Here is a 17,340-nt window from a genome sequence, read left to right on the forward strand (position 1 = left end):
TTTCTGTTGGAGTCTGGCAATGCCGTTACGCGAAGAATGTCTGTGGGAAACACTCACGCCGCACAGGCCGGATAACACCGCGCTCCGGGGCGAAGTCAAAGTTGATGTCTGCGTGATCGGCGCCGGGTTCACCGGTTTGTCGGCGGCGCTGCATCTGTTGGAAAAAGGCAAAAGCGTCTGTGTGCTGGAGGCTCATCGCGCCGGTCACGGCGGTTCGGGGCGCAACGTCGGGCTGGTCAATGCCGGCATGTGGATCCCGCCGGACGAGATCGAGACCGGTTTCGGCGAGGCGGTTGGCAGCCAGCTCAACCGCATGCTCGGGGCCGCACCGGCGCTGGTCTTCAGCCTTGTGGGTAAATACAACATCGATTGCCAGCTACGCCGCGAAGGCACCCTGCACATGGCGCACAACGCCAAGGGCGAGGCGGACCTGCGCAGTCGCGAACAGCAATGGAAACGCCGTGGCGCGCCGGTCGAACTGCTGACCGGCAAGGCCTGCGAGCAAGCCACCGGCACGCAAAAGATCGCTGCGGCTTTGCTCGATCGCCGCGCCGGTACGCTCAATCCGATGGCGTATGTCACCGGGCTGGCCAATGCGGTAAGCGGTCTCGGCGGGCAACTGTTCGATCATTCTCCGGTCACTCGGCTTGAGCGTCAGGGCTCAAACTGGTCAGTGCAGACTGAGCACGGTTCAGTATTGGCCGAACAAGTGGTCATCGCCTCCAACGCCTACACCGAAGGCGACTGGACCGAACTCAAGCGCAACTTCTTCCCCGGTTATTACTATCAGGTCGCTTCGGTGCCGCTAAGCGAAGACGCCGCCCAGGAAATCCTTCCGGGCGGGCAGGGCTCGTGGGATACGCGGCAGGTGTTGAGCAGCATCCGCCGCGACAAAGAAGGGCGGTTATTGCTCGGCAGCCTGGGCAACGGCAATCAGAAACCGACGTGGTTTCTCAAGGCCTGGGCTGATCGCGTGCAGCAGCATTACTTTCCCAATCTGAAACCCGTCGAGTGGGAATGCACCTGGACCGGGCGCATCGCATTCACGCCCGATCACCTCATGCGCCTGTTCGAACCGGCACCGGGTCTGGTGGCCGTCACCGGTTACAACGGCCGTGGCGTCACTACTGGCACCGTAGTCGGCAAAGCCTTCGCCGACTATTTGTGTCACGGCAATCCGCGAGCCCTGCCAATTCCCTTCGCACCGATGCAGCCCCTGGCTGGCGTGGGCTTGCGCAGTTGCCTGTACGAGGCCGGGTTCTCGCTGTATCACGCGGGCCAGTGCCTGCGCATCGTCATTTGAGTGTTGAAATATGTTGCCGGAAGCGGCGCTTTTCGATGCAGCGACTAGCCTGTAATGGTGCGGGTTGTAGCAGTCCCGCACCAGCAGTGTGCAGTTCGGTGACGCGGGCTGTTACAGGCTGGTTGCACGTCGTTTGGCGCCGCGGTTGCAATGATGGCGCGTGCGGGTTGCGCCTGAAAAAATAAATGGTTTCACCTTCCGCGGTTTAGACGGTTGCACGCCCAATGAAAATGGGAACGAAACAGTCGAAATAACAAGAAAGCAGCGACTTTTTGAAGAATAAAAAACCGATGGCACGGCCCTTGCTCAGAGCATTCAGTGAAGTGAAGTCGCAGTGCCAACTAAAAAAAACCTTGGAGCACCACCTCATGTCCCAGACGTTTTACAAGAAAGGCTTTCTGGCCCTCGCAGTGGCTACTGCGTTGGGTGTTTCTGCGTTTGCTCAAGCTGATGTGAAAATCGGTGTAGCGGGTCCAATGACGGGCGCCAACGCGGCATTTGGCGAGCAGTACATGAAGGGTGCACAGGCAGCGGCTGACGCGGTCAACGCGGCAGGTGGCGTTAACGGGGAGAAAATCGTTCTGGTCAAAGGCGATGACACCTGCGAACCGAAGCAGGCCGTGACGGTCGCCAAGGACCTGGTCAACCAGAAAGTCGCTGGCGTGGTCGGTCACTTCTGCTCTTCTTCCACCATTCCAGCCTCGGAAATCTACGACGAAGCCGGTGTGATCGCGATCACTCCGGGTTCCACCAACCCGCAAGTAACCGAGCGCGGCCTCAGCGCCATGTTCCGTATGTGCGGGCGTGACGACCAGCAAGGCATCGTCGCCGGCGACTACATTGTCGACGTGCTCAAGGGCAAAAAGGTTGCCGTGCTGCACGACAAGGACACCTACGGCCAAGGCCTGGCGGATGCCACCAAGGCTCAGCTTGAGAAGCGCGGCGTGAAGCCAGTGCTGTACGAAGGCCTGACCCGTGGCGAGAAAGACTTCAGCGCCGTGGTCACCAAGATCCGCGCGGCTGGCGCCGATGTCGTCTACTTCGGCGGTCTGCACCCGGAAGCCGGTCCACTGGTCAAACAACTGCGTACCGAAGGCCTGAAAGACGTCAAGTTCATGTCCGACGACGGCATCGTCACCGACGAACTGGTGACCACCGCTGGCGGCCCGCAATACGTTGACGGCGTGCTGATGACCTTCGGCGCCGACCCACGGCTGCTGCCGGAAAGTAAAACCGTCGTGGATGCCTTCCGCAAGGCCGGCACCGAACCAGAAGGCTACACCCTGTACGCCTACGCTTCTGTTCAGACCCTGGCAGCCGCTTTCAACGGCGCCAAGTCCAACAGTGGCGAGAAAGCTGCCGAGTGGCTGAAGGCCAATCCGGTGAAAACCGTCATGGGTGAGAAAGCCTGGGACAAGAAGGGCGACCTGAAAGTCTCCGACTACGTGGTGTACCAGTGGGACGCGACTGGCAAATATCACCAGCTGGAAAAACAGAAGTAAGGGCTGACGCGATCAGTTAACCCCCACCGATCCCCTGTGGGAGCGAGCTTGCTCGCGAATACGGGGTGTCAGTCGCCGTCACTGGTAGCTGATACACCGCTTTCGCGAGCAAGCTCGCTCCCACAAGGGGCCGGGGTGGTCGTTCTGATCGTGGCTGACATTGCTCCGACGTAAATCTGTATTTTTCCTAGAAGAACCGCACATCACCGGTGTGCAGGTTCTCACTGCGTGAGATTGCGTTATGGATGGTATTTTCCTGCAGCAACTGGTCAACGGCCTGACCCTCGGGTCGGTCTATGGCCTGATCGCCATCGGCTACACAATGGTCTACGGCATCATCGGCATGATCAACTTCGCCCACGGCGAGGTTTACATGATTTCCGCTTACCTGGCGGCAATCAGTCTGGCTCTGCTGGCTTACTTCGGTATCGAATCCTTCCCGCTGCTGATGCTCGGCACTCTGATCTTCACCATCGTCGTCACGGCGGTGTATGGCTGGGTCATTGAACGAGTCGCTTACAAACCCCTGCGCAACTCCACCCGACTGGCACCGCTGATCAGCGCCATCGGTATTTCCCTGATCCTGCAAAACTATGCCCAGATCAGCCAGGGTGCCCGCCAACAGGGTGTTCCGACGCTGCTGACCGGCGCCTGGCGCGTCGACATCGGCACTGGCTTCGTTCAGCTCACCTACACCAAGATTTTCATCCTGGTGGCCGCGTTCGTCGGCATGGGGCTGCTCACCTACGTAATCAAGTACACCAAGCTCGGCCGCATGTGCCGCGCCACTCAGCAAGACCGCAAGATGGCCTCGATCCTGGGGATCAACACCGACCGCGTTATCTCCTACGTGTTCATCATCGGTGCAGCCATGGCGGCATTGGCCGGCGTGCTGATCACCATGAACTACGGCACGTTCGACTTCTACGCCGGTTTCGTCATCGGCATCAAAGCCTTCACCGCAGCGGTACTCGGCGGGATTGGTTCGCTGCCGGGCGCGATGCTGGGCGGGATCATCCTCGGCATCTCCGAGTCGCTGTTCTCCGGTCTGGTCAACTCCGACTACAAAGACGTGTTCAGCTTCTCGCTGCTCGTACTTGTTCTGGTCTTCCGGCCGCAGGGCCTGTTGGGCCGTCCTCTTGTGTCGAAGGTGTAAGCGATGTCTTCAACCACCAAAAAAAGCATTGATGTCAAAAAAAGCCTGGTTGAGGCGATTCTGGCCGGCCTGATTGCCCTGATTGTTTTCGGGCCGATTGTCGGCGTCGTGCTCGAGGGTTACAGCTTCAACCTCGAACCGACCCGCGTGGCCTGGATCATCGGCGTTGTCATGATCGGCCGCTTTGCCCTCAGCCTGTTCCTGCAAACGCCCAAGGGTCTGAAAATTCTCGACGGATTCGAGAGCACCGGTTCCGGTGTGCATGTGCTGCCGGCCGATCACAAATCCTCACTGCGCTGGATCATCCCGCTGCTGATTGTGCTGGCCGTGATCGTGCCGTTTGTCTCCAACTCTTACCTGTTGGGCGTGGTCATCCTTGGGTTGATCTACGTGTTGCTGGGGCTCGGGCTGAACATCGTGGTCGGTCTGGCCGGTCTGCTCGACCTCGGTTATGTGGCGTTCTACGCCATCGGCGCCTACGGTCTGGCGCTCGGTTATCAGTACCTCGGCCTGGGCTTCTGGACCGTGCTGCCGTTGGCAGCGATTACGGCGGGCCTTGCCGGGTGCATCCTCGGTTTCCCGGTGCTGCGTCTGCATGGCGACTATCTGGCGATCGTGACCCTGGGCTTCGGTGAAATCATTCGCCTGATCCTCAACAACTGGTTGTCGCTGACGGGCGGCCCGAACGGTATGCCGGCACCGCTGCCGACGTTCTTCGGTCTGGAGTTCGGCAAACGGGCGAAGGATGGCGGGGTGCCGTTTCATGAGTTCTTCGGCATCGCCTATAACCCGGACGTGAAGTACTACTTCATCTACGCGGTGTTGTTCCTCGTGGTGCTGGCCGTGCTGTACATCAAGCATCGTCTGGTGAAGATGCCGGTGGGCCGCGCCTGGGAAGCCCTGCGCGAAGATGAAATCGCCTGCCGTTCGATGGGCCTCAACCACGTGTTGGTCAAGCTCTCGGCATTCACCATCGGTGCATCGACGGCCGGTCTCGCCGGGGTGTTCTTCGCCACCTACCAAGGCTTCGTCAACCCGACCTCGTTCACCTTTTTCGAATCGGCGCTGATCCTCGCCATCGTCGTACTCGGCGGCATGGGCTCGACCATCGGTGTGGTGATTGCAGCCTTCGTGCTGACCGTCGCCCCGGAATTGCTGCGCGGCTTCGCTGAATACCGCGTGCTGCTGTTCGGCATCCTGATGGTGTTGATGATGATCTGGCGACCACGCGGGCTGATCCGCATCAGCCGCACCGGGGTCACTCCACGCAAAGGTGCCATTCACTATGAGAGGACTGCGCCATGAGTGAAGTCGTACTCTCTGTTGAAAAACTGATGATGCATTTCGGTGGCATCAAGGCCTTGAGTGATGTCAGCCTGAAGGTCAAACGCAACTCGATCTTCGCCCTGATCGGCCCCAACGGCGCTGGCAAGACCACGGTGTTCAACTGCCTGACCGGGTTCTACAAGGCCTCGGGCGGCAAGATCGAACTCAATGTGCGCGGCCAGCAGACCAACGTCATCCAGTTGCTGGGCGAGTCGTTCAAGCCGACCGACTTCGTCTCACCGAAATCTTTCCTCAGCCGTCTGTATTACAAGATGTTCGGCGGTACGCATCTGGTGAACCGAGCGGGGCTGGCGCGGACATTCCAGAACATTCGCCTGTTCAAGGAAATGTCGGTGCTGGAAAATCTGCTGGTGGCCCAGCACATGTGGGTCAACCGCAACATGCTCGCCGGCATCCTCAACACCAAGGGCTACCGCAAGGCGGAGAGCGACGCGCTGGATGTCGCGTTCTACTGGCTGGAAGTGGTCGATCTGGTGGACTGCGCCAACCGTCTCGCCGGTGAGCTCTCGTACGGCCAACAGCGCCGTCTGGAGATCGCCCGGGCCATGTGCACGCGGCCGCAGATCATCTGCCTCGACGAACCGGCCGCCGGCCTCAACCCTCAGGAAACCGAAGCGCTGAGCGCGATGATCCGGCTGCTGCGCGACGAGCACGATCTGACCGTGGTGCTGATCGAACACGACATGGGCATGGTTATGAGCATTTCCGACCACATTGTGGTGCTGGACCACGGCATCGTCATCGCTGAGGGCGGGCCTGAAGCCATCCGTAATGACCCGAAAGTGATCGCCGCCTACTTGGGCGCCGATGAAGAGGAACTGGTATGACCCAACCGATCCTCGAACTCAAAGACCTCGACGTGTTCTACGGACCGATCCAGGCGCTCAAAGGTGTTTCGCTGCAGATCAATGAAGGGGAAACCGTCAGCCTGATCGGCTCCAATGGCGCGGGCAAGTCAACGCTGTTGATGTCGATCTTCGGCCAGCCACGGGCGGCGGGCGGGCAGATTCTTTATCAAGGCGTCGACATTACCCACAAGTCCTCGCACTACATCGCCTCCAACGGCATTGCGCAGTCACCGGAAGGGCGGCGGGTGTTCCCCGACATGACCGTCGAGGAAAACCTGCTGATGGGCACCATCCCGATTGGCGATAAGTATGCCAAGGAGGACATGCAGCGCATGTTTACGCTGTTTCCACGCCTGGAAGAGCGGCGCACGCAGCGGGCGATGACCATGTCCGGCGGTGAGCAGCAGATGCTCGCCATAGCTCGCGCGTTGATGAGTCGGCCGAAGCTGTTGCTGCTCGATGAGCCTAGCCTCGGGTTGGCGCCGATTGTGGTGAAGCAGATCTTCGCGACCCTGCGCGAATTGGCGAAAACCGGCATGACCATTTTCCTTGTCGAGCAGAACGCCAATCATGCGCTGAAGCTGTCGGACCGCGCGTATGTGATGGTCAACGGCGAGATTCGCCTGACCGGCACGGGTAAAGAGTTGCTGGTGAATGAGGAGGTGCGTAACGCCTATCTGGGCGGGCACTGATTCCGCGACGTTATGCACAGCCCCGGCGACGCGAGTCCTGGGGCTTTTTTATATCTCAAATTCACCGCAAACCCCTGTAGGAGTGAGCCTGCTCGCGATCGCGGTTTCCCATTCGCCATCACCGGTGACTGATATACCGCTATCGCGAGCAGGCTCACTCCTACAGTTGATCTGCGCCGGATTTCAGAATTGTGGAAAACAAATTCCCATAGCTGCCAAAGCGCGACATATAGACGCTGCAAATGGCTGTTTTTCCACAGTTTTGACTTGTCCCCGGTTACTGTGGAGCCGGCTGTGAATAACGTGGGTGTATCTGGCTGTACGCCTTGTAAACCGTGGCTTGCAAGTGTGTGGTTGTTTTTTGATCAAGCGTTTTTACGGGAGCGGAAGACGTCGTTGTCAACCTTTTTCTGGGTGATGCCTCAGCGGCCATTCCGGCTGAACAAGCCTGTGGATAAGTCTGTGATTAAACTCTGGAAAGACTGCGCTGAGCACCGTAATTACTGGCCTCGCGCAATCACTGTGATGACTGCACCGTCGTGCAAAATGCCATGTCCCGCACATCCGCCACTTCAGGGTCAAGCAAAAAACTTTCTATTTCGCCCGCAAAGCCTTGTGTGGCGCGGCTTTGCGCGATTGTACTTGCCCCCGGAAACTGTGGAAGGGACTGTGGATAACATGCGTGCACATGGCTACAGGCCACGGTGGCTATGGCGTCGGCAGGGATGGTTGTTTTTTGTACACTTTGTAGCAGTTGCCCGTGAGTGCCGGGCCGGGCATGCTGCCTGCTGATTTTCTATTCCAAGGGCTGCCTCGGCGGCCGAAGCAAGGAGAACACGATGTCCAACACCCTGTTTATCACCGGCGCGACGTCCGGATTTGGTGAAGCCTGTGCCCGCCGTTTTGCCGAGGCTGGCTGGAAACTGGTGCTGACCGGCCGTCGTGAAGAACGCCTCAATGCGTTGTGCGCCGAATTGTCGAAACAGACCGAAGTGCACGGTCTGGTCCTCGATGTGCGTGATCGCAAGGCGATGGAGGAGGCGATTGCCAACTTGCCGCCATCGTTCGCCAAGCTGCGTGGCCTGATCAACAACGCGGGTCTGGCGCTGGGCGTGGACCCGGCGCCGAAGTGCGATCTGGACGATTGGGACACCATGGTCGACACCAACGTCAAAGGCCTGATGTACGCAACCCGTCTGCTGCTGCCGCGCCTGATCGCCCATGGTCGTGGCGCTGGCATCGTCAACCTTGGCTCCATTGCCGGCAACTACCCGTATCCGGGCAGCCATGTGTATGGCGCGACCAAAGCGTTCGTTAAACAGTTCTCGCTGAATCTGCGTTGCGACTTGCAGGGCACCGGTGTGCGGGTCAGCAACATCGAGCCGGGGCTGTGCGAAAGCGAGTTCTCGCTGGTGCGTTTCGCAGGCGATCAGGAGCGTTACAACGCGACTTACGCTGGGGCTGAGCCGATCCAGCCGCAGGACATCGCCGAGACGATTTTCTGGGTGATGAATGCGCCGGCGCACATCAATATCAACAGCCTCGAGTTGATGCCGGTGAGCCAGACCTGGGCTGGTTTTGCCATTGAGCGGAACAAGGCTTAAGACCGCGCTGAAGCCATTCGCGAGCAGGCTCGCTCCCACATTTGATCGCGGTCTCATGTGGGAGCGAGCTTGCTCGCGAAGGGGCCGTCACAGGCAATAAATCCCGATAAGGTAAACTCCCCTCGCAACAACCCAACCGCACCCCGCGGTTTTCAAGGTTTTTCGAGGAGTCAAAGTGAGTAACCGAGGTGAGCAGGCACTGCTCAAACAATCGACCATTCTGATGTTGGCGGTGGCGATTGCCGGGATCGTCACCGGTTTTGTTTCAGGTTCGCAATCCATCCTGTTCGATGGTTTTTTCTCGCTGATCGCAACGTTCATCAAAGTCCTGATGCTGATCACCGCCAAGCTGATCGCCAAGCAAAGCAACCACCGTTTCCAGTTCGGTTTCTGGCATCTGGAGCCGATGGTGCTGCTGATCGAAGGCAGCTTCCTGATGTTGATCGCGATCTACGCGTTCCTCAACGGCGTGTTCGGCATCATCAACGGTGGCCGCGACATCGAGTTGGGACTGGTGATCATTTATGCGGCGGTGTTTACCGTGGTCGAGTTCGCCTACTTCTTCTACGTGCGCCAACGTAATCGCAAGCTCAAATCCAGCCTGATCCAGTTCGACAACATCAGTTGGCTGGTGGACGCGATGCTGTCCGTGGGCCTGCTGATCAGTTTCCTCGCGGCGCTGCTGCTCAAGTCTCAGGGCTATGGCCAGTGGGCGGTGTATGTCGACCCGTTGATCCTGATCGTGCTGGCGCTGACCATGTTGCCGCCGGCGTTCAAGATCCTTGGCCCGGCCTTACGCGATGTGCTGGGGATCGCCCCGGACACGCTGGATGATCAGGTGCGCCAGGTAATGGATGCAGCGAAAACCGAGCATGGTTTCGACGATTACGTGTCGTACGTGCAGAAGCACGGGCGGGCACGGTTTATCGAGATTCATGTGGTGTTGCCGGCGGATTATGCGTTGAGCAATGTCGGACAGCTGGATGCGTTGCGCGAAAAGATTTCGGCGAAGCTGGGCAAGCCGGATGCGGCGCGCTGGTTGACCATCAGCTTTACCGGCGACAAGAAGTGGATCGCCTAACGACCGCATAACGGCTAATCGCGAGCAGGCTCACTCCTACATTTGGAATGCGTTCCCCTGTAGGAGTGAGCCTGCTCGCGAAAGCGATCTATAAATCAGCGAAGATATTCAGCCAGACCGTGGTAGCAAGTCGCCAAGTGATACGGCGTAGTCGAAGGCATGTCCTTGCGACTCACCTCGCCCAATTCATCCCGACACTCATGCCAGCCACCCGCATGCAGAAACCGCTGCTGCAACGCCTGCAACTGGCGCAGTACCACCGCTTCACTGCCCTGACGCAAGGTCAGCGCGCGCAGATATTCCGCTTGAGCCCAGATCCGCTGAGTCGAGTCGCGCGGGCGTCCATTCGTTTCCAGATCGAGCATCGCCCGAACCGCGCCGGATGACTGCACCACACCGTATTGCTCGGTGAAGGCAAACGCCCGATCCAGCGCCGCATGCAGTTTCGAACCGCGCAGCAACGCTGACGATTCGAGCAGGAAATACCATTCGAACTGATGCCCCGGCTCATACCAGTTATCCACAGCGCCGAGCGGTTTTTCCATCAACACGCCATACTGCGGGTCGACGAACTGCTTGTGCATGGCTGTGCATAACTCCAGCAATGCCCTCTGCGTCTGGGCATCTTCGCGAACGGCGAGGGTGGCGAGGAACGCTTCGGCCAGATGCATCAACGGATTCTGCAGCGGACCGGTTTGCAGGGTGATCCAGTCGCGTTCCAGACAGGCTTCGTACAAGCCATCGCCGGTCGCAAAGCGTCGGCCAATGATTTCCAGCGCCGCGTTCAGCGTCGACTCGACCAGCGGATCGCCGGACTTTGCCCAGTAATGCGCGCAGGCGAACAGGATGAAGGCGTGGGTGTAGAGGTCCTTGCGCTGATCCAGCGGCTTGCCCTGCGCATCGATGCTGTAGAACCAGCCGCCATGCTCGGCATCATGAAAGTACCGTTGCAGCGAGCGGAACAGCGCCGCGGCGCGGACTTCAGCGTTATCCACAACCCCGATCAGACTGGAAAACAGATACAGCTGCCGCGCACAGGCCATCGCCCGATAGCGCTGCGGTGGCAGCGGCTGATGCGCGGCGTCCAGCGCCTCGTAGGGCAGCGCCATGTCGGCGTTCCAGCCCGGGCCTTGCCAGAGGGGCACGATCACATTGACGAAGTGCTGCTGCACAGCGGCGAACAGGGCGGTCAATTCGGGCAGGGAGGTGGAGCGGGAAGCGTGGGGCATGGGCGGACGTCGTCACGGGCTGGGGCGATTGCGCGACATGGTAGCAGAGAGACCGGCATCAGAGATGCGGCGTCTGATCGGCCGCCTTCGCGAGCAAGCTCGCTCCCACAGGTTTTGTGTATGCCACAAATCCAATGTGGGAGCGAGCTTGCTCGCGAAGGGGCCAGTTCAGACAATAAAAACTAGCCTGCGAGTAACCAAACGCCAGTCGCCGCCGAAGCCGCACCTGCAAGGCGTACCAACGGTGCAGCCGCCTGAGGCAGCAAACGCACCACGGCATAACCCGCCGCATGCAGCGCAGCCGTCGCGGCCACGAAACCCGCCGCATACGCCCAAGGACTGCTCATCTCCGGCAGCTCCAAGCCATGCGCCACACCATGGAACAACGCAAACACCGCCGTCGCCACCACCGCCATGACCAACGGCGGACGCACCGCCAGCGCTACCGCCAGCCCCAACGCCAGCACCGACGCGGCAATCCCGCTTTCCAGTGCCGGCAATTCCAGCCCTTCAAAACCGAGCAGGCCGCCGATCAGCATGGTGCCGACAAACGTGCACGGCAGCGCCCAACGCGCCGCGCCGTGCTGCTGCGCCGCCCACAAGCCAACAGCCACCATTGCCAGCAAATGGTCGAGGCCGCCGATCGGGTGGCTGATGCCGGCGATCAAGCCACTGTCGCCATGCCCCGGATGCGCGAAGGCCAGTGCCGGTGTCAGCAGCAGCGCCACAGCGCCAAGAATACGTTTGAGTGTCATGGATAAGCTTCCTTGTTGATCAGTAATTCAGGCTGCAGTCAGCAGGCCCTGGCGTTCGATGAAGGCGATGATTTGCTCAAGGCCCTGACCGGTTTTCTGGTTGCTGAAAACGAACGGCTTGCCGTTGCGCATGCGTTTGGTGTCGCTGTCCATCATCTCCAGCGAAGCGCCTACCAGCGGCGCAAGGTCGATCTTGTTGATCACCAGCAAGTCGGACTTGCAGATCCCCGGTCCGCCCTTGCGCGGCAGCTTGTCGCCGGCCGAAACGTCGATCACGTAAATGGTCAGGTCGGACAGCTCCGGGCTGAAAGTCGCCGAGAGGTTGTCACCGCCGGACTCCACCAGAATCAGGTCGAGTCCCGGAAAACGGCGGTTCAGTTGATCCACTGCTTCGAGGTTGATCGAGGCGTCTTCGCGGATCGCCGTGTGCGGGCAGCCACCGGTTTCCACGCCGATGATCCGCTCCGGCGCGAGGGCTTCGTTGCGCACGAGAAAATCGGCGTCTTCGCGGGTGTAAATATCGTTGGTGACCACGGCGAGGTTGTAGCGCTCGCGCAGGGCCAGGCACAGGGCCAGGGTCAACGCGGTTTTGCCGGAGCCGACCGGGCCGCCGATGCCGACGCGCAGGGGTTGTGTGTTCATTAATATTTCTCCTAGGAGCGAAAGAGGCGGCTGTACTGGCGCTCGTGGGCCATGCACGCCAAGGACAGGCCGAACGCGGCGCTGCCGATGTGTTCGGGGTTGATTCGGGTCGCGTCCTGCTGCGCCTGTTGCAGTAACGGCAGCAATTCGCTGGTCAGGCGCTGCGCGGCTTGCTGGCCCAGCGGCAGGGTTTTCATCAGCACGGCGAGCTGGTTTTCCAGCCAGCTCCACAGCCATGCGGCGAGGGCGTCCTGCGGGTTGATGCCCCACGAGCGAGCGGCCAACGCCCAGCACAGAGCCAAATGCGGTTCAGTGCATTGATCAAGAAAGTCGCGGGCGGGCGCGTCGAGTTCAGGCAAACCGCTGAGCAGTTGCTGCAACGAATAGCCCATCTGCCGGCTCTCCAGATGCAGTTCGCGAGTCTCGCGGCTGGCGCGATGGCTTTCGCAGAGGTTCAGCAACTCCAGCCATTGTTCATCGGCGGCTGCCTGGCAATGGGCGAGCAGCAGTGGCGCCTCGAAGCGGGCGAGATTGAGCAGCAACTGATCACTGATCCAACGCCGGGCGCTGTCCGGGTTGTTCACGCGGCCGTTATCCACCGCCATCTCCAGACCTTGCGAATAGCTGTAGCCGCCAATCGGCAGTTGCGGACTGGCCAGGCGCAGCAGCGCCCAGGCCGGATTCACAGGCGTACGCCGAACTGATGGAGTTTCGGTGCGTAGTTGAAGTCTTCGTCGCCGTGGCGTGAATGATGATGCCCGCCGCCGTAGGCACCGTGCTCAGGCTGGAATGGCGCTTCGATGGCTTCAACTTGCGCGCCCAGTTGCTCGAGCATCGCTTTGAGCACGTAATCGTCGAGCAGGCGCAGCCAGCCATCGCCAACCTGCAGGGCGACGTGGCGATTACCCAGGTGATAAGCAGCGCGGGTCAGTTCGAAGGCATTGGCGCAAGTGACGTGCAGCAGCTGTTCGGGGCGGGCGCAGACGCGGACGATACGGCCGTCTTCAGCTTGTAGGCATTCGCCGTCATACAGCGGCGACTGACCGCGCTCCAAAAACAACCCGACGTCTTCGCCTTCGGCACTGAAACAGCGCAAACGGCTTTTGCTCCGCGCTTCGAAGGTCAATTGCAACTCGGCGGCCCAGACGGGTTGAGGGTCGATTCTGCGGTGAATCACCAGCATCGGAAAGCTTCCAGCTATGGACAATACTCTGGGTAGAGCAAGGGCCTTGCCAATCGGACGAGATGTAGGAAATCCCTGTCGGAGCGTAGTGGATGTTTCAAGATGTTGCGGGAATATGGAAGGTTTTGGTGCGTGAAGGTTTTTTAATGCACCAAATGGAGGCCGTGACGGCGCACCTTTGTAGGAGTGAGCCTGCTCGCGATAGCGGAGTGTCAGTCAGCAAATATGTAGCTGATAAACCGCTATCGCGAGCAGGCTCACTCCTACAGTGGACCGGATGTATCAGTAAGGAAGAGGTTGTTACTCGGTACTGCCCAGGCCTTGCCAATGCTTGAGACCGATAAAAATAAAACGCAGTTGCTGGGTGATCTTCGCCTGTGGCGTCAGATGCTCCGGCAGGGCTTCGGCGGGCGGGTCGATGATGTCGGGGAGGGTGGCGAATACCGATTTGACGATCAGATCTGCCATCACGCTCAAGCCCTCGGCGTCCAGATGCTGAAGCTTGGGCATCATTGTCAGGTCGGCAGCCAGGTCGGAACTGATGTTCTCGCGCAACCGGCCGATTGCCTGACGCACCGGCAGCGAACCGCCGTACTGCTCACGGGCGAGAAACAGGAATTGCGAGCGATTGGCGCTGACCACATCGAGGAAGATTCGCACCGAGGCATCAATAATGCCGCCCATGACGAATTCGTTGTGCCGTACCAAACGGATGGTTTCGCGGAAGGTCTGGCCGACTTCGCTGACCAGCACCAGGCCCAGCTCATCCATATCGGCAAAATGCCGGTAGAAACCGGTGGGCACGATCCCGGCGGTTTTGGTGACTTCGCGCAGGCTCAGGCTGCCGAATCCTCGGCCGCTTTCCATCAGGTGGCGAGCAGCGTCCATCAAGGCGTTGCGGGTCTGTTGTTTCTGTTCGGCGCGGGGCAGCATCGCAGGGTGTGTTCTTTGGCAGGACAAGCGCCGCACTCTAGCAAATCGGCTTTGTCGGCGTCGAACGGGAGGGCATGCAGCGGAAGATTTTATCGGGCCGGAAAAGTCAAAAGCCCAATCCGGTGATTGGGCTTTTTTTCGAGGCCGCCATGGGCTTAGCTCAAGGCACTGTTGCGTTCGATCACACGGTCACCACCACCTTCGGCAAGGGTCTGGCCTTGTGGAGTGCGGTCGCCGCCATCAGATGCGAGGGTCTGGCCTTGTGGGGTGCGGTCGCCGCCGTCAGCTGCGAGGGTCTGGCCTTGTGGAGTACGGTCGCTACCATCGGAAGCGAGGGTCTGGCCTTGTGGCGTGCGATCACTACCATCGGAGGCAAGGGTTTGACCTTGTGGAGTCTTGTCGTAGCCGTCTTGCACCAGACCTTTCTCTTCCAGACGATCACGGCCGCCTTCAGCCAGAGTCTGACCTTGTGGAGTGCGGTCGCCACCGTCAGCCGCTACGGTCTGGCTGAATACGGAATGGCTGGATTTTACTTGCGGAGTAGCCTGATCGGCAGCGGGCAGGGCGAAAGCAGTGCTGGCTAGCATCGACAGGGTAAGGCTGAGCAGTAATTGGCGTTTCATGATGGGTTGCTCCTTGGGAGGGCGATAAAGTGGGTACGAGGGCAATGCTACTCTCGATAAGTCGATATAAAAGTTCATAAACGCAATGGTAATAATCAACAGAATTGATTGTTCTGCCGGGAGGCTCTAGATCGCGGCTTTGCGGGCGACGGTTTTGCACCGGGGTGGGTATTTCCGACTCACTCGCGCCTCGCAAAAGTGCGGGCGCGGTAACACTGTTCGACTGATTGGTCAGATTTCGCGCGGCTTTTTGCGTATTAATCGGCCTTTCGATTAAACCTGCGGCTGGTTTGCCAGTCGTAGATTTCATGAGGGCCGCTTTGGCCCGCCGTTTCAGCCGTGCGCCGCAGTCTTTGCGTGCGGTCGTGATCAGGAGCTTTGTGCATGACGCGCACTGGAAAAATCTTCAGCTGGACCTTCGCCATCCTCGTGCTGCTACTGGCTGTGCTGGTGTTGATCATCGTGTTCTTCGACTGGAACCGGATCAAACCGCCGCTCAACGCCAAAGTCTCGGAAGAACTGCACCGACCGTTTGCCATCAATGGCAACCTCGCGGTGATCTGGCAGCGCGAGCCGGACGAGGGTGGCTGGCGCGCCTGGGTGCCGTGGCCGCACGTGGTCGCCGAGGACTTGAGCCTGGGCAACCCGGACTGGTCGAAGAAACCGCAGATGGTCACGCTCAAACGCGTTGAACTGCGCATCTCGCCGCTGGCGCTGCTGGCGCAACGGGTGGTGATTCCGCGCATCGACCTGACCGAACCCAATGCCGAGTTGCAGCGTCTGGCCGATGGCCGCGCCAACTGGACGTTCAAATTCGATCCGAAAGACCCGAATGCCGAACCGTCGAACTGGGTGGTCGACATCGGCGCCATCGGTTTCGACAAGGGCCACGTAACCCTTGATGATCAGACCCTGAAAACCAATCTCGATGTGCTGATCGATCCGCTGGGCAAGCCGATTCCCTACAGCGACATCGTTGGTGCCAAAGCGGCGAAAACCGCGCAGGACAAGGGCGGTGCACCGCAGGATTATGCGTTTGCCTTGAAGGTCAAAGGCCAATACCACGGCCAGAGACTTACCGGCCAAGGCAAGATTGGCGGTCTGCTCGCCTTGCAGGACGCGCGCAAGCCATTCCCTTTGCAGGCCCAGGCGAAGATCGGCGACACCAGCATCGAACTGGCCGGCACGTTGACCGATCCGCTGAACCTCGGCGCCCTCGATCTGCGCCTGAAACTGGCCGGCGCCAGCCTTGGCAATCTCTATCCGCTGACCGGCGTGACCCTTCCGGACACCCCGCCGTACTCCACCGACGGTCACTTGATCGCCAAACTGCATGACGAGGCCGGGGCGAAATTCACCTACGAGCAGTTCAACGGCAAGATCGGCAGCAGTGATATCCATGGCGATCTGACCTACGTCGCCAGCCAGCCACGGCCAAAACTCAGCGGCGCATTGCTCTCCAATCAACTGTTGTTCGCTGACCTCGCACCCTTGATCGGCGCCGACTCCAATGACAAGCAGAAGGCTCGCGGTGGCGAGAGCAAGCAACCGGCCGACAGGGTCCTGCCGGTGGAAGAGTTCAAGACCGACCGTTGGCGTGCGATGGACGCTGACGTCGAGTTCACTGGCAAACGCATCGTCCACAGCGAGAAACTGCCGTTCAACGACCTCTATACCCACCTGAAACTCAACGACGGTGAGCTCAGCCTGGAGCCACTGCGCTTCGGCGTCGCTGGCGGCAATCTTGATGCACAGATCCGCCTCAACGGTCGCACCGAACCGCTGGAAGGTCGCGCCAAACTGACTGCGCGCCGCTTCAAGCTGAAAGAGTTGTTCCCGACGTTTGAACCCATGAAGACCAGTTTCGGTGAACTCAATGGCGACGCCGATATCAGCGGTCGCGGCAACTCGGTGGCCAAGCTGCTGGGCGGCGCCAACGGCAAGTTGAAAATGTTGATCAACGACGGCGCAATCAGTCGCGAGCTGATGGAGTTGGCCGGGCTCAACGTCGGTAACTATGTCGTCGGCAAGATCTTTGGCGACAAGGAAGTGAAGATCAACTGCGCGGCAGCGGACTTCGACATCAAGAGCGGTCTGGCGACCACGCAGCTGTTTGTCTTCGATACCGAGAACGCGATCATCTATATCGACGGCACGGCGAACATGGCCACCGAGCAACTGGATCTGACGGTGACGCCGGAATCCAAGGGCTGGCGTTTGATTTCCCTGCGTTCGCCGCTGTATGTGCGCGGCAAGTTCATCAAACCGGACGCGGGCGTGAAGGCTGTGCCGCTGATGTTGCGCGGGGCGGGGATGGTTGCGCTGGGTGTGATCGCCGCGCCGGCGGCGGGGCTGTTGGCGCTGGTGGCACCGAGTGGCGGTGAGCCGAATCAGGGTGGGCCCTTGCTGGGGCAGATGAAAGGGGGCAAGGGGCCCGTCACG

General features: G+C 59.8%; 16 protein-coding genes. 9 read left to right on the forward strand and 7 right to left on the reverse strand.

Annotated elements, in window-relative coordinates:
* Positions 1-19: 19 nt before the first annotated feature.
* The 8 genes from amaA to ACWR1S_RS25770 all read left to right on the forward strand — a co-directional run bounded on the left by amaA (position 20) and on the right by ACWR1S_RS25770 (position 9,533).
* Positions 20-1,303, forward strand: a complete 1,284-nt coding sequence (gene amaA / locus ACWR1S_RS25735) for an L-pipecolate oxidase (protein ID WP_454565446.1) — start codon at positions 20-22, stop codon at positions 1,301-1,303.
* A 368-nt stretch (positions 1,304-1,671) separates the two neighbouring features.
* Positions 1,672-2,805, forward strand: a complete 1,134-nt coding sequence (locus ACWR1S_RS25740; RefSeq protein ID WP_454565447.1) for an ABC transporter substrate-binding protein — start codon at positions 1,672-1,674, stop codon at positions 2,803-2,805.
* Positions 2,806-3,046: 241 nt separating this feature from the next.
* Positions 3,047-3,961: an ABC transporter permease subunit gene (locus ACWR1S_RS25745; protein ID WP_008078282.1), complete on the forward strand. Its 915-nt coding sequence runs from the start codon at positions 3,047-3,049 to the stop codon at positions 3,959-3,961.
* Between the two features lie 3 nt (positions 3,962-3,964).
* A complete protein-coding gene (gene livM / locus ACWR1S_RS25750; protein WP_454565448.1) occupies positions 3,965-5,266 on the forward strand; it encodes a high-affinity branched-chain amino acid ABC transporter permease LivM in 1,302 nt (433 codons plus the stop codon).
* Entirely contained in the window at positions 5,263-6,135 is an 873-nt protein-coding gene (locus ACWR1S_RS25755; RefSeq protein ID WP_034151617.1) for an ABC transporter ATP-binding protein, read from the forward strand. Before livM ends, ACWR1S_RS25755 begins: the two co-directional genes overlap by 4 nt.
* Complete coding sequence (locus ACWR1S_RS25760; RefSeq protein ID WP_077570681.1) at positions 6,132-6,848, forward strand: ABC transporter ATP-binding protein; 717 nt, start codon at positions 6,132-6,134, stop codon at positions 6,846-6,848. Before ACWR1S_RS25755 ends, ACWR1S_RS25760 begins: the two co-directional genes overlap by 4 nt.
* An 839-nt stretch (positions 6,849-7,687) precedes the next feature.
* Positions 7,688-8,452 carry an SDR family oxidoreductase gene (locus ACWR1S_RS25765; RefSeq protein ID WP_007915905.1) on the forward strand — a complete coding sequence of 255 codons (765 nt, stop codon included), beginning with the start codon at positions 7,688-7,690 and terminating at the stop codon, positions 8,450-8,452.
* A 175-nt stretch (positions 8,453-8,627) separates the two neighbouring features.
* Positions 8,628-9,533: a cation diffusion facilitator family transporter gene (locus tag ACWR1S_RS25770; RefSeq protein ID WP_454565449.1), complete on the forward strand. Its 906-nt coding sequence runs from the start codon at positions 8,628-8,630 to the stop codon at positions 9,531-9,533.
* 95 nt (positions 9,534-9,628) lie between these two features.
* On the opposite strand, the gene ACWR1S_RS25775 is transcribed toward ACWR1S_RS25770, so the two are convergent.
* The 7 genes from ACWR1S_RS25775 to ACWR1S_RS25805 form a co-directional block, all read right to left on the reverse strand.
* Positions 9,629-10,762, reverse strand: a complete 1,134-nt coding sequence (locus ACWR1S_RS25775) for an AGE family epimerase/isomerase (RefSeq protein WP_454565450.1) — start codon at positions 10,760-10,762, stop codon at positions 9,629-9,631.
* 182 nt (positions 10,763-10,944) lie between these two features.
* Positions 10,945-11,517, reverse strand: a complete 573-nt coding sequence (locus ACWR1S_RS25780) for a HupE/UreJ family protein (protein ID WP_454565451.1) — start codon at positions 11,515-11,517, stop codon at positions 10,945-10,947.
* A gap of 27 nt (positions 11,518-11,544) precedes the next feature.
* A complete protein-coding gene (gene ureG / locus ACWR1S_RS25785) occupies positions 11,545-12,159 on the reverse strand; it encodes an urease accessory protein UreG (RefSeq protein ID WP_007915910.1) in 615 nt (204 codons plus the stop codon).
* 11 nt (positions 12,160-12,170) lie between these two features.
* Positions 12,171-12,845: an urease accessory protein UreF gene (locus tag ACWR1S_RS25790; protein ID WP_454565452.1), complete on the reverse strand. Its 675-nt coding sequence runs from the start codon at positions 12,843-12,845 to the stop codon at positions 12,171-12,173.
* On the reverse strand, positions 12,842-13,342 hold the full coding sequence (ureE, locus tag ACWR1S_RS25795) for an urease accessory protein UreE (RefSeq protein WP_454565453.1): 501 nt from the start codon (positions 13,340-13,342) through the stop codon (positions 12,842-12,844). The genes ACWR1S_RS25790 and ureE overlap by 4 nt, the downstream gene beginning before the upstream one ends.
* A gap of 300 nt (positions 13,343-13,642) precedes the next feature.
* A complete protein-coding gene (locus ACWR1S_RS25800) occupies positions 13,643-14,275 on the reverse strand; it encodes a TetR family transcriptional regulator (RefSeq protein ID WP_077570695.1) in 633 nt (210 codons plus the stop codon).
* A gap of 155 nt (positions 14,276-14,430) precedes the next feature.
* On the reverse strand, positions 14,431-14,898 hold the full coding sequence (locus tag ACWR1S_RS25805) for a hypothetical protein (RefSeq protein WP_454565454.1): 468 nt from the start codon (positions 14,896-14,898) through the stop codon (positions 14,431-14,433).
* A 384-nt stretch (positions 14,899-15,282) separates the two neighbouring features.
* On the opposite strand from ACWR1S_RS25805, the gene ACWR1S_RS25810 reads away from it, so the two are divergent.
* A partial coding sequence (locus ACWR1S_RS25810; protein WP_454565455.1) for an AsmA family protein occupies positions 15,283-17,340 on the forward strand: 2,058 nt, incomplete at its 3' end.

Source organism: Pseudomonas sp. AIG (assembly GCF_977020205.1).

Coding starts and splice junctions, on each gene's coding strand:
- livM (WP_454565448.1), top strand. CDS start 3,965: ATGTCTTCAACCACCAAAAAAAGCATTGATGTCAAAAAAAGCCTGGTT.
- ACWR1S_RS25800 (WP_077570695.1), bottom strand. CDS start 14,275: ATGCTGCCCCGCGCCGAACAGAAACAACAGACCCGCAACGCCTTGATG.
- ACWR1S_RS25775 (WP_454565450.1), bottom strand. CDS start 10,762: ATGCCCCACGCTTCCCGCTCCACCTCCCTGCCCGAATTGACCGCCCTG.
- ACWR1S_RS25745 (WP_008078282.1), top strand. CDS start 3,047: ATGGATGGTATTTTCCTGCAGCAACTGGTCAACGGCCTGACCCTCGGG.
- ACWR1S_RS25805 (WP_454565454.1), bottom strand. CDS start 14,898: ATGAAACGCCAATTACTGCTCAGCCTTACCCTGTCGATGCTAGCCAGC.
- ureE (WP_454565453.1), bottom strand. CDS start 13,342: ATGCTGGTGATTCACCGCAGAATCGACCCTCAACCCGTCTGGGCCGCC.
- ACWR1S_RS25765 (WP_007915905.1), top strand. CDS start 7,688: ATGTCCAACACCCTGTTTATCACCGGCGCGACGTCCGGATTTGGTGAA.
- ACWR1S_RS25740 (WP_454565447.1), top strand. CDS start 1,672: ATGTCCCAGACGTTTTACAAGAAAGGCTTTCTGGCCCTCGCAGTGGCT.
- amaA (WP_454565446.1), top strand. CDS start 20: ATGCCGTTACGCGAAGAATGTCTGTGGGAAACACTCACGCCGCACAGG.
- ACWR1S_RS25755 (WP_034151617.1), top strand. CDS start 5,263: ATGAGTGAAGTCGTACTCTCTGTTGAAAAACTGATGATGCATTTCGGT.
- ACWR1S_RS25780 (WP_454565451.1), bottom strand. CDS start 11,517: ATGACACTCAAACGTATTCTTGGCGCTGTGGCGCTGCTGCTGACACCG.
- ureG (WP_007915910.1), bottom strand. CDS start 12,159: ATGAACACACAACCCCTGCGCGTCGGCATCGGCGGCCCGGTCGGCTCC.
- ACWR1S_RS25760 (WP_077570681.1), top strand. CDS start 6,132: ATGACCCAACCGATCCTCGAACTCAAAGACCTCGACGTGTTCTACGGA.